This window comes from Mucilaginibacter sp. P2_A5, assembly GCF_056404995.1.
Genome location: NZ_JBFUCY010000039.1, coordinates 1 through 12,137 on the forward strand (window position 1 = coordinate 1; position 12,137 = coordinate 12,137).

Here is a 12,137-nt window from a genome sequence, read left to right on the forward strand (position 1 = left end):
GTGTTGTGAGTTGTGAGTTGTGAGTTGTGAGTTGTGAGTTGTGAGTTGTGAGTTGTGAGTTGTGAGTTGTGAGTTGTGAGTTGTGAGTTGTGAGTTGTGAGTTGTGAGTTGTGAGTTGTGAGTTGTGAGTTGTGAGTTGTGAGTTAAATTGGCGAACAAGGTAAGAAATTCTGGAAATTCTTTAATTCGGTTCAGACAAGTGCATTAGATTAAAAAAAAATCTTGCTACTTGATACTTGCTACTCGATACTAATGATGCTATCCGTAACCTTCGCAATATCGTAGCTTATTTTGTTGATGAAACCCAGCTGTTCTTTCAGCAGGTTTTCGTCGGCGGTAAGTTCGGGTTTTTCAATTTCGGGGGTTGAGGTGGTTTTGCCTACATTAAAATCGATACTTTGACCGTGCAGTTTTTTGTTGCTTTCGTTAAGTACCGATATGCTTTTTTTGAGCAGCCGCAGTGCATCGGGGTGCGGTCGCTGCGCATTTCTTACCAGGCCGGCCTGTATAACGGCTATATATGATGATAAAATATGGTTAAGTACTACAAATTTGTGCACCTCTTTTACATTACGCTGCTTGCTTTTGGGCTCGGATGTCATGCGCTCAAAAGTGGCCGATAAGTTGGCCGATTTTACATAGATATCCTTACGGGCCAGCTTAAAGGCGGTAGTTCCTATGGTTTTGCCCGATAAACTTTCGGCAATGGTAATCAGGTATTTAATGTTGGCCGCTACTACATCCCGCAGGGTTTCTTCAATCACTTCAAATTCCCAGGTTGGAAAAATGAGGTAGCTGGCAATAAACGCGATAGATGAGCCTATCACGGTATCCAGGATGCGTTCCTGCGCAATATTTAACAGGCCTACCCCTAAAAACTTAAATAAAATAAGCACAAAAGGCGTCATGAAAATAACGCTCACCACATAATTTAACCGCTGAAAACTGTATGTACCTATCATGAATATGGTAAGCAGGATAAACTGAACGGTGCTGTCGGGTATAAAGTTCAGGATGAGTATGCCAATTGCCCCGCCGCCGATGGTGCCTATCAGTCTTTGGTAATTACGCTGTTTGGATAGGCTAAAACCCGGTTTTAATATTACAATGATAGTTAGCAATACCCAATAACTATGGTGTCCTTGTGCTATGGTCTTGGCTGTTATAAAGCCAACCAAACAAACCAGCGATACCCGTAACGCGTGTTTAAAAACGCCCGACCCGAATGTGAAATTATCAAAGAAAATATGTGGTGCGTAATCCTGGTGGGTTACAAACTGGGAGTACTCTACTTCGCCTTTTATCTCTGTGGATTTTAATAAGGTTTTTGAATTGTAGTAGTTGTAAATGTTATTAATACTTTCGGTAAGGTTACGCAGGTTGATGAGTACTTTTTTTAGTACCAGGGTGCTGGTTTCCTGCTGATCTTTACCTATGGCATCTATTTTTAATTTCAGCTTTTCAAGTTCCACATTAAAATCCATCACATGGCGGTGGCGGGTATTTGATAGTACAATATAGGCCACATCGTCCAACTCATCGGCCATGTGGTGAATAATGCGGGCAATCTCGTTCAACACGCCTGTATCCTTAAACTTTTCACGCATCTGGTAATAATCATAATGCGTAGCCATAATCTGCTCAAACATATCTACCAGGTCAACAAATGTTAAAACCAATATGCGGCTTGATGGGGTTGATTCCCTTACCACCAGGCGGCTTTTAAATAACAATTCGCGCACGGCATCCTGGTGCTGGCTTACCTGTATCTGCTGGCTTACCAGTTTGCGGTAATTCTCGTCAATATCGCTTTCAGGGTTGTAAAATTCGGCTTTAATGCGCAGGAATTTGGCAATATCGGCCACGTTTTCGCCAAGGGTTTGCTGGGCTGCCCGGTAGGGGCGGATGCCGAAGAAGATGAGGCTAAATAACATGTACCATAGTCCCCCTGCCAGTATTTGCAGACTATATAGTAATACATCTGATGGAGCCAGGGCCTTATCCATCATAAATATCATAATAAGCAAGCTACACGTACCAACCGAGGCGGCCCTGTTACCATAAACCGTAAACATGCTGAACAGGAAGGAGAATAAAGTAATCTCGAGACCCAGGGTGTAAATATTAAGGCGTGCAAAACCCGTGGTAACCGCTACAATAAGCAGGCACAAATTGCCAACAGCCATAGCATTGCGCTTGTGGGTTGCGGGGCCGGGGGTATCAATAACACAAATGCATAACGCCCCTAATGACAGGGTAAGCCCAAGATCAAATTTGCCAAACTCCAATAACAAAAGCGATGGCAGCAGGATGCCTGCCGAGATCCGTAAACCATCAGAAAAATACTGACTGTAGAAGAAGCTGTTGATTTCGCGGGTGTTAAATTTCATTATTTTTGTCCGTTTTTATCCGCAATAAAGCTACGATGAATACTTTTATGATTGATTTTTTGTTGAAACAGATATTATGTTTTCAATTACGCTTTTTTTATGCTCAAAATGTGCTGTAAATTTACAATAATTAAATATTTTGGCATTGTTTTAATAAATATGGCATTAATACCACTTTTTTGTTACTAATTATCTATTTTTTGCCAAAATTAAATTAAATTCACCCCCGGTATTGTGGCGGGCCCTTTACCCATCAATTTTAACCTTCAATTTATTTGTGCCATGTCGTTAAATTTAAAACTCAGCCAAAGGGAAACAACTTTTAATAGCGAAGTTGTAACCCGTTTTGAGTTGTATAATAGTTTGTTCCAAACCCTGCCGTTTTACCAGGTAAAGGATACCGGAATTTTGCTGCCCTTTTTTAGCTCGCATTGCGAAAAGGGCGCCGCCATGAACGCATCGCCTACAGAAATTATCGAAAGTTTTTTTAAAAAATACGTACCGGATATTGACCACCGCGAGCAGATTAACCGCATGTTCCGTTTTATACAATATATAGAACGGCAGGTGGTTTTGTTTGATGCCATTGAAGATTCGTCGTTTAATAAAATAGGCAAATTTGATGATACCGGTACCCTGCAAAGCCTGTTGCAACAAGCAGCCATAAGCGATGATACCCGGAAAAGTATCAGCGAAAAACTGAAAGATTTTTCGTTAAGACTGGTACTTACCGCCCACCCAACCCAATTTTATCCGGGCACGGTGCTGGGTATTATGACAGATCTTATCGAGGCCGTAAAAGTTAACGATATCCCTACTATTGATGTGTTGCTACAGCAGTTGGGCAAAACACCGTTTTTTAACAAAACATCGCCAACGCCGGTTGATGAGGCCATTAGCCTTACCTGGTTTTTAGAAAACATATTTTACTATGCCGTGTCGGGCATCCAATCAAAACTGGAAGAGGAGTTTGATATTGACACCACCAACCAGTTGCTGGAGATGGGCTTTTGGCCAGGCGGCGATAGGGACGGCAACCCCAACGTTACCACTGAAAGTACCAAAGAGGTAGCCAGGTACTTAAGGCAGCGCCTGTTCAGGTGTTACTACCGCGATTACCGGGTACTTAAACGCCGCATCACTTTCCGCGGGGTCGAAAAGCCTATGGCCAAGCTGGAAAAATTGATTTACAGGAACGCTAACGAAAATCAGTCGGACCCAAAAGACCTGCAGGGCGAGCTATTAGAATTGCTGCAAACCATTAAAGACACGCTGGTAACCGACCACGGCGGCCTGTTTTTAGATGTTGTAGAAAACCTGATTCAAAAGATACGCCTGTTTGGTTGCTATTTTGCTACCATTGATATCAGGCAGGATAGCCGTGTGCTGCGCAACGTATTTGATTTTGTAACCTCGCAAGCCGATACTGGCGTTGTTGAAGGCTACAACGATTTGGAAGAAAAACAAAAGCTGGAAAAGCTGCCTTTTAAAGAGGTTGATTATCATCGCCCCGAAGATGCCGATGCCATGACCTGCGATACGCTGGACACCATCAGGCTGATAAAACAAATTCAGCACAGCAACGGCGAAAAAGCCTGCCAGCGTTTTATTATCAGTAATTGCCAGCGCGCATCAGATATTTTACAGCTCATTCATTTGTTTTTATGGAGCGGATGGAAAAAAGATAGCCTGAAGGTTGATTTTATGCCGCTGTTTGAAACAGTGAACGACCTTGCCAATGCAGGCGAGATCATGGAGCAACTGTATACCCACCCTTATTACGCCGAACATTTAAAATTACGCGGCAACAGGCAAACCATTATGCTTGGTTTCTCTGACGGCACTAAAGACGGCGGCTATTTAATGGCCAACTGGAGCATATACAAAGCAAAAGTTGAAATGACGGCCATTGCCCGTAAATATGGCATCAGCCTGGCATTTTTTGACGGCAGGGGAGGCCCGCCGGCGCGTGGCGGCGGTAAAACACACCGTTTTTATGCGTCAATGGGCAACGATATTGCTAATGAGCACATTCAGCTTACCATACAGGGCCAAACTGTAAGCTCGCAATACGGCTCGGTTGAAACAGCAAGGTTTAATATGGAGCAGCTGCTCAACGCGGGAATTATTTCTGCCCTGCATCCTGATCGTAAAGATTTGTTAGATAACAGGCATAAAACACTGATATCGGAAATGGCCGATGAAAGCTATTCGCTCTTTATGGCCCTGCGCGCGCACCCCTTATTTTTAGAATACCTGGAGAAATTCAGTCCGCTTAAATTACTTTCAAAAATCAATATCAGCAGCAGGCCAACCAAACGCGGCGGCGGCGGACCAATGAAACTGGAAGATTTGCGCGCCATTAGCTTTGTAACCTCCTGGAGCCAGCTTAAACAAAGTATTCCCGGCTTTTATGGGGTAGGTACCTCATTAAAAAAGATGAAGGATGAAGGTAAGTGGCAGGAGGTGCAGGAGTTGTACAAAACATCGGGCTTTTTTAAAACCATGCTGGATAATTGTATGATGTCGATGTCGAAATCCGATTTCAGGGTTACGGCTTACCTGGAAAAAGACAAAAAATTTGGCGAGTTCTGGAAGATGCTGAAAGATGAGTTTGTACTTACCCGTACCATGTTACTGGAGTTAACCGGCAGCACCGTATTGATGGAGGAGTATCCCGTAGAACGTAAATCGATTGCCATCCGCGAAAAAATTGTATTACCGCTTGTTATTATGCAGCATTACGCCTTGCAGTGTTTAAACTACAGCGAGGACCCCGAACTGACAGAAATTTATCGTAAGCTGGTAATCCGTACCGTTTATGGTATTGTGAACGCAGGAAGGAATTTGGCGTAAGCCCCCTCTAAATCTCCCCCGGTAGGGGAGACTTGAAAACAAAACGGCGAGATTTCATAAAGAAGTCCCGCCTTTTTGTTTTGTGTTAAAAGCCGCCTGCTAATAAAAGTCTCCCCTACCGGGGGAGATTTAGAGGGGGCTCGGCTGCATCCCCGTAGAAATTGCAAACCTGTTCCAGGCGTTAATGGCGATGATAGCCAGGATTACCTGTGCTATATAAGCTTCATCCAAAACCTTTGCAACAGCTTCATAAGTAGCATCAGATACATGGTGTTGTATCAGGGTTACCTCTTCGGTTAAAACAAGGATGGCCCGCTCTTCTTCGGTAAAAAATGGCGTTTCGCGCCAGGCGTTCAGGGCATAAATGCGTTGCTCGGTTTCGCCAGCTTTGCGGGCGTCTTTGGTGTGCATGTCTATACAAAAGGCACAACCGTTTATTTGCGATGCGCGGATTTTGATCAGTTCGTGGTGGGTTTTAGTTACATTGCTTTTAACAATGTACTGGTCAAGGCTTATTAATATTTTGTAGGCTTCCGGGTCGGTTTTACCGATATTTACTCTTGTTTTCATTTTGTGTGTATGTTTTAATTCCCCAAAGGTGGCGACAAAACCGGCTTCAAAAAATGAATCAGGATTAAGAAAATTCAGGGTGGCTAAATTTTTTTCGCCCTTATTTTGCTCAAAAACTGTGGGGTAAAACCCAGGTACGATGCCAGCATATATTGAGGCACGCGCTGCATAAATGCCGGGAAAAGGCTGCTGAAATGACGATATCGCTCCTCATCGCTCATGCCGTAAATGTATTTGATGCGGGTTTGGGTAGCGCTGAAAGCACGCTGGTATACTATTCTGAAATAGCGTTCCAGCTTGGGTATCGCCTCAAACAATTCTTCCTGTTTATTTCTGCTGATGCTGATAACTTCCGTGTTTTCAACCGCCTGGATGTAGCAGGAAGATGGGCGGCCGCTTTCCAGGCTATCAAAATCGGTCATCCACCAGTTTTCAATGGCAAACAGGGTGGTTTGCTCATTCAGTTTTTTGTTGATGAAATACAGGCGAAGGCAGCCTTTACTTACAAAAAAAAGTTCCTTGCAAACATGGTCGGGTTCCAGTAGGAAGTGTTTTTTCTTAACCGTTTTTACAGTTACCGCCGCGTTGATCAGCTGTTCCTCGTCCGCGGTAAGTTGAACGAACTTTTTAATATGGTTTGTAAGGGTAGATTGCACATACAATTATACAGGTATTGATTGGTTTGCGCAAAAAGTGGTCTTCCTCCTGGTTATCCCGCATTGTAAAATCCGGGCGCTCTGAAGTGGGGAATGACTGTCATCCTGAGTGATAAAATTTCGGGAAATTCAGAAAGGGAAATAACAAGCCGGCGAAAGACCTAAGTTTTTAAATAAAACTTCGTAAGTCTGGGATTTTAGCACATGCCATGCTTGCGGTACGATGCATCTATCGTACCCCATGCAAACCAACCATGCAAAGTTCATTAATAGATTCTTCGTACCTCAGAACGACAGGATGAGTTAGGTTTTAGACGAAGGCAGGATTTTAATTATATGCTCTTTGAAGTGTACTGCAGACTTTAGTTTGCAGCGCTTAAATGAGCACACTGCGGGCGTCCGTTTTAAAACGAGATACCATAATTTCCCCCATTTTGCAAATTGCCACATTAATTGTAAATTTGTAAAAAAATAAATGATGCTGTTTAAAAATTCATTCTGTAAAACTATAATGTGGCCCATGGTGCCGCAGCAGAAGGGTTATGCATCAGTCATACGCTTCTCCACCCCGGTATAGCGGCAATACTTTTTATACCGACAGATTTTATTACACATCATTATTTATTACAACAAGTGCTGAGTTTTAGCACAATTTTATACAATACAAAATTTATGGACACTTATTATACTATCGAAGAAAAGTATTTGCAGGCCGTGGATAAACTCTCTTATGGTAAAACTACCAAAGGGCTTAAATTACTGAACGAAATTATCAGCAACGATCCTTTATACGCGCGTGCGCACCACCAGCTGGGCATGTTATATTATTACGAAGTTAAAGATTATCAAACTGCCGGCTACCATTTTAAAACCTGTATGGAACTGGAACCTTCATTTCCTGATAACTATACACATTATCTTGATTTGCTTGTGTTTTTGAATATGGAAAAACTGGTAAACAACGTATCTGTTAAAGCCCTGAATACACCCGGAGTTGATACCGCGGAAGTTTACAGCCTGCTTGGCTTATTCCACGAAAAAGGCAAAGACTGGACAAAAGCCTTAATTAACTATCAAAAAGCTTTCATGGAAGTAACCGACCATAACGACAAAATTGATATTGAACAAAGCATCAAACGCATCCGCTCAAAAATGAAGCACACGCTGGCTTATACTTACCAGATTACCGAGTAAGGTCAAAGGCGAAAGGTCGAAAGTGAAAGGTCCGACATAAAAGGACAAAAGCAAAAGGTATACTGTATGGCAGTATACCTTTTTTTATAAAAAAACTTCTCAGTTTTAACCTTTTACCTTTCGCCTTTGACCTTTCACCTATTACCTTTTACCTTTCGCCTTTCACCTATTTCGCTGCCCTTACTGCCTTAATCTGCGCCGCGCTTACTGCAGATGCTTTGTTGCCAAAGCTATTCCTTACATAAGTAAGTACATCGGCAATTTCCTTATCCTGCAAAAAATCGTGCGAGGCCATAGTATTGGAGTAGCGTTCGCCGTTAATGTCCACATCATCATTAAAGCCGTTCAGTACAATCTTTATCAGCCGTGTTTTATCGCCGGTAACGTAGACGGTTTTGGCCAGCGGCGGGTTCATATTAGGTACGCCCATCCCGTCGGCCTGGTGGCAGGTTACACAATATTCCATAAATACCTTACTCCCGGCATCCATAGATGCTTTTAAGGCTGCTGCATTAGCTGTTCTGTTAACCGGCTTATGTTTTTTGGTTTGGGCCTTTAAGCCGGTGATGGTAAAAAGGGTAATTAATGGTATTAGTATGAGGGCTTTTTTTAAGTCCATTGTTATTTTTTATACGTGATTTTGTAAATGGTTCCCTGGTTGTCGTCGGTTACATAAAGCGAGCCGTCTGGTCCTTGAGCTAATCCGCATGGGCGGTGTTCGGCACTGCCTTTGGCTGCTTTTTCGGCACTGCCCGCAAAATTGTCTGCAAAAACCTCGTAAGCGCCACTTGGCTTGCCATCTTTAAACGGCTGAAAAACCACAAAATAACCGGCCTGCGGCTCTGGCGCACGGTTCCACGAACCATGGAAAGCTATGAAAGCGCCGTTTTTATATTTCTCGGGGAATTGGCTGCCGGTATAAAACAATAAGCCATTGGGCGCAAGGTGACCAGGATATGCGGCGGCAGGGTTAATAGCCGTTTCGCCGCCTTCTTTTTTACCATCGCCGCCATACTCGGGCATTAATATTTTTTTGTTTTGCTGCCAGTCGTAATACATATATGGCCAGCCGGCGTTATCGCCTTTTTTAATGGCATACATACACTCGGCAGGCAAGTCGGCCGATTGTTTAGTGGTAAAATATTCAGGGAACAGGTCGTGAAGCTGATCGCGGCCATGCTGCATTACAAAAAGCTGGTTGTTTTGCTGGTTCCAATCCAGGCCAACCACATTACGTAAGCCCGTAGCATAACGGATACCATCGCCATAGTGCTGGTTTGGCTTATCGGCTTTAAACTGCCATATGCCGCCGGCCGAATCTAAAATAGGACAGCCTTTTTGGCCTGGCGAGCCTTTTTTACGGTCTTCTACCTGGCAGGCGTTGGAGTAAGCGCCTATGTTAACATACAGGTTGCCATCGTTATCAAGTGTAATGGCCTTGGCCTCATGCTCATTGCGGCTTAACAAGCCGGTTACAATTTTTTCGGGCTGATCGGGGTTTATTACTTCACTTTTATCATTCAGTTTGTAACGGAAAACCTCTTCGTCAGACGATGCGTACAGGTAGCCATTTTTTACATATGCGCCGGTACCCTTATAATCACCAAAGCTTGTTTTTAAAGTTGCTTTATCGCCGTCCTGGGTTAAATACAAAACGGTTTTGCCATCTTTTACCGTATTAAGCTTTACGTAAATGTTGTTTTGCGGCGTAATGGCTATTTCCCTGGTACCGCCCAGCTTTTCGGCAATAGCGGCTGCGCTGAAACCTGCCGGAAGCTTAAGGCCTGCATTACCTGTAATTGCTGTTGTGCCGGTAGTATCGCTACCATTTTTATTATCGGTGTTGCCGCTTTTGCAACTGTTAAACAGTATAGCGCCGGCAATAGCTGCAGCAGGCAGCATTGTCCATACGATGTTTCTTTTTTTCATGGCTTCTGATTGATGATCAAAATAAATAAATATACAGGGAATCCCGAAATATGATTTGTAGTAATTGTATGACAATTAGGATTTTTAATCAATCTATCCGGGTAAATTTTAACCTATAGTTGTGGATTATGCTTGCCAAATTAAATTTTACACAATCGATACCGATATAAAATTAAGTACCGATTTATAGCAGTTGTAACATATATAGCAACAATGGATTAAACCATTGCCATTGCAGGAGGTCATAGCTATATAAAATTTAACAAAATGAAAAAGTTATTCATATTATCAGCAATAGCAGTGGGTGGTTTAATAGCTAATAAAGCAAACGCTCAATTATCAATACATGTAGGCTTTAATGTCCCTGTTCATCGTGTTTATGCACCAAGCCCGCCACCAGTTGTGGTTGAAGAGCAACCGGTTTACAATGACGATTATGGCCAGGTAAACTACAACGACGATAGTGATGATTACTATTATTTACCTGAAGTAGAAGCTTATTACAGTGTTTCAAATCATTATTATTACTACAATAACGGTCGCAACTGGGTAACTTGTGCTTACCTGCCGGGCGCTTATCACAACTATGATTGGCGAACTGCTACAAGATACGAGGTACGTGGAAACCGCCCCTATATGCATCATGATGTATACAGGCAAAGATGGGGCGGCTACGCCGGCGACCGCGGTAACTGGGGCCGTCGTTTTGAAAGAAGACATGATGGAGGATATGCTTACCAAAACCGGGATAACAGGAACAACAACCGTGGATGGGACAGGGGAAGAGATAACAACCGTGACCGTGGCAACTGGGGCGGCAGGCCGGATAACAGGGGCGACCATGGCAACTGGGGTGGCAGGCCAAATAACAACAATAACAACGGCGGCGGTAATCATGGCGGACAAGACCATGGCAACCAAAACCAGGGTGGCCATGACCGCGGAAACAACGGTAACGGCCAGGACCATGGTAACCGTGGCGGCGGACGCGATTTTGCCGCAAGCCGTGGTGGTTTTGGTATAAGGCGATAAGCCGGAACACTGGTAATATATAACACTAATTAATCCCTATATATAAATGAAAAGGCTGCCTTTTGTGGGCGGCTTTTTTTATGCCGCGTGCTCACCAAAATAAGGCGGCGGCCCAAATAAATAATGGCGCCCCGCTTTACCCGACGCCGTTTTACTTTTCTTTTTAATAATGAAAAAATCCTACTTTGTATCCAAATTGTAAACCTCTCCCCGGGATGAAAAAGATTGTTGCTTTATTGTTATTTGTGGCGTTTGCCGCCGATGCCCTTGCGCAGGCTAATACTTTACAGGTTGGTACACCGGCCAATGAAAAATTTTCCGCCGAACGTTTGCAGCGGATTGATAATATGATTGAGCAAACCATCGATTCAGGCTATATCAATGGAGCAGTAGGGTTGATAGCCCGCAATGGTAAAATGGTTTATTATAAATCATTCGGTATGGCCGATGTTGAACAAAAAAAGTTAATGAATAATGATGCTATCTTCCGCATAGCATCTCAAACTAAAGCCATTACCAGCGTTGCGGTTATGATGTTGTTTGAAGAAGGTAAGTTCCTGCTGGATGATCCTATCTCCAAATATCTGCCTGCATTTGCTCATCCAAAGGTGATAGATACCTTTAACCCCAAAGATACTACTTATACCACTATACCCGCCAAAAGAGAAATTACCATTCGCGATTTACTTACCCATACTTCGGGCATAGCCTATGCCCAGATCGGCTCGCCTACAATGAATGCCGTTTATGCCAAAGCCCATATTCCGGCAGGTTTTGTGAGTGATAAAATACTGCTGGCAGATGCCATGAAAAAACTGGGCCCATTACCGTTGGAGCATCAGCCTGGCGAACGCTGGACTTACGGCCTTAACGTAGATGTTTTAGGCTACCTGGTTGAAAAGTTATCGGGCAAAAGCTTAAATCAGTTTATGAAAGAACGCATTTTTGACCCGCTGGGGATGAAGGACACTTACTTTTATATTCCGGCGGCCAAGCAAAACCGGCTGGTAGCCGTGTATACCCCCGATAAAAAAGATCACCTTATTAAATGGAACGCAGCTACATTTGAGGGGCTTAGCGCCGATTACCCAACTGTTAACGGCACCTATTATGCCGGCGGGGCCGGTTTAAGCTCAACCATTAAAGATTATGCCACTTTTTTACAAATGCTGCTGAATGGAGGCGTTTACAATGGCCAGCGTTTATTAGCCCGGCATACCATTGGGCTGATGACCACCAACCAGATTGGCGACCTCTTCATCAACCCCAATAAAGAAAAATTTGGGCTTGGCTTTGGCTTAACTACCGACGTAAGTTCAAAAAAGCTGGGTATAAGTGAAGGCTCATTTGCGTGGGGCGGCTTTTTTGGCACCCTGTACTGGGTTGACCCTAAAGAACACCTGGTATGCCTGTTGTTTGTTCAAAACTGGCCATTGCCGCACAACACTTTCCAGGATAAATTCAGGGCGATGGTGTACCAGGCGCTTACGGATTAATAAAATAGTAAAAT

At 43.5% G+C, this 12,137-nt stretch carries 9 protein-coding genes; 4 read left to right on the top strand and 5 right to left on the bottom strand.

Annotated elements, in window-relative coordinates; all coding sequences use genetic code 11:
* Nucleotides 1-239 precede the first annotated feature (239 nt).
* Entirely contained in the window at nt 240-2,390 is a 2,151-nt protein-coding gene (locus AC1DXF_RS25585; protein WP_477451541.1) for an FUSC family membrane protein, read from the bottom strand.
* A gap of 282 nt (nt 2,391-2,672) precedes the next feature.
* Here AC1DXF_RS25585 and AC1DXF_RS25590 point away from each other — a divergent pair, with 282 nt between their 5' ends.
* Nucleotides 2,673-5,246: a phosphoenolpyruvate carboxylase gene (locus AC1DXF_RS25590; RefSeq protein ID WP_477451542.1), complete on the top strand. Its 2,574-nt coding sequence runs from the start codon at nt 2,673-2,675 to the stop codon at nt 5,244-5,246.
* A 129-nt stretch (nt 5,247-5,375) separates the two neighbouring features.
* On the opposite strand, the gene AC1DXF_RS25595 is transcribed toward AC1DXF_RS25590, so the two are convergent.
* Nucleotides 5,376-5,816: a carboxymuconolactone decarboxylase family protein gene (locus AC1DXF_RS25595; protein WP_477451543.1), complete on the bottom strand. Its 441-nt coding sequence runs from the start codon at nt 5,814-5,816 to the stop codon at nt 5,376-5,378.
* Between the two features lie 83 nt (nt 5,817-5,899).
* Entirely contained in the window at nt 5,900-6,472 is a 573-nt protein-coding gene (locus tag AC1DXF_RS25600; RefSeq protein WP_477451544.1) for a Crp/Fnr family transcriptional regulator, read from the bottom strand.
* 672 nt (nt 6,473-7,144) lie between these two features.
* Between AC1DXF_RS25600 and AC1DXF_RS25605 the strand changes: the two genes are divergently transcribed.
* The gene (locus tag AC1DXF_RS25605; protein ID WP_477451545.1) at nt 7,145-7,666 is read left to right on the top strand and encodes a tetratricopeptide repeat protein; all 522 of its coding nucleotides are present in this window, start codon (nt 7,145-7,147) and stop codon (nt 7,664-7,666) included.
* Between the two features lie 166 nt (nt 7,667-7,832).
* On the opposite strand, the gene AC1DXF_RS25610 is transcribed toward AC1DXF_RS25605, so the two are convergent.
* Complete coding sequence (locus tag AC1DXF_RS25610; RefSeq protein WP_477451546.1) at nt 7,833-8,285, bottom strand: c-type cytochrome; 453 nt, start codon at nt 8,283-8,285, stop codon at nt 7,833-7,835.
* A 2-nt stretch (nt 8,286-8,287) separates the two neighbouring features.
* A complete protein-coding gene (locus tag AC1DXF_RS25615) occupies nt 8,288-9,595 on the bottom strand; it encodes a PQQ-dependent sugar dehydrogenase (protein ID WP_477451547.1) in 1,308 nt (435 codons plus the stop codon).
* Nucleotides 9,596-9,862: 267 nt separating this feature from the next.
* Between AC1DXF_RS25615 and AC1DXF_RS25620 the strand changes: the two genes are divergently transcribed.
* Together AC1DXF_RS25620 and AC1DXF_RS25625 are read left to right on the top strand one after the other, a co-directional pair.
* Nucleotides 9,863-10,627 (top strand): hypothetical protein, encoded by a 765-nt coding sequence (locus tag AC1DXF_RS25620; protein WP_477451548.1) that lies wholly within the window; start codon nt 9,863-9,865, stop codon nt 10,625-10,627.
* A 215-nt stretch (nt 10,628-10,842) separates the two neighbouring features.
* Nucleotides 10,843-12,123: a serine hydrolase domain-containing protein gene (locus AC1DXF_RS25625; RefSeq protein WP_477451549.1), complete on the top strand. Its 1,281-nt coding sequence runs from the start codon at nt 10,843-10,845 to the stop codon at nt 12,121-12,123.
* Nucleotides 12,124-12,137 lie beyond the last annotated feature (14 nt).

Excerpts from the sequence above, each read along its gene's own strand:
- AC1DXF_RS25625 (WP_477451549.1), top strand. The coding sequence starts at position 10,843 with ATGAAAAAGATTGTTGCTTTATTGTTATTTGTGGCGTTTGCCGCCGAT.
- AC1DXF_RS25610 (WP_477451546.1), bottom strand. The coding sequence starts at position 8,285 with ATGGACTTAAAAAAAGCCCTCATACTAATACCATTAATTACCCTTTTT.
- AC1DXF_RS25590 (WP_477451542.1), top strand. The coding sequence starts at position 2,673 with ATGTCGTTAAATTTAAAACTCAGCCAAAGGGAAACAACTTTTAATAGC.
- AC1DXF_RS25595 (WP_477451543.1), bottom strand. The coding sequence starts at position 5,816 with ATGAAAACAAGAGTAAATATCGGTAAAACCGACCCGGAAGCCTACAAA.
- AC1DXF_RS25620 (WP_477451548.1), top strand. The coding sequence starts at position 9,863 with ATGAAAAAGTTATTCATATTATCAGCAATAGCAGTGGGTGGTTTAATA.
- AC1DXF_RS25585 (WP_477451541.1), bottom strand. The coding sequence starts at position 2,390 with ATGAAATTTAACACCCGCGAAATCAACAGCTTCTTCTACAGTCAGTAT.
- AC1DXF_RS25605 (WP_477451545.1), top strand. The coding sequence starts at position 7,145 with ATGGACACTTATTATACTATCGAAGAAAAGTATTTGCAGGCCGTGGAT.
- AC1DXF_RS25615 (WP_477451547.1), bottom strand. The coding sequence starts at position 9,595 with ATGAAAAAAAGAAACATCGTATGGACAATGCTGCCTGCTGCAGCTATT.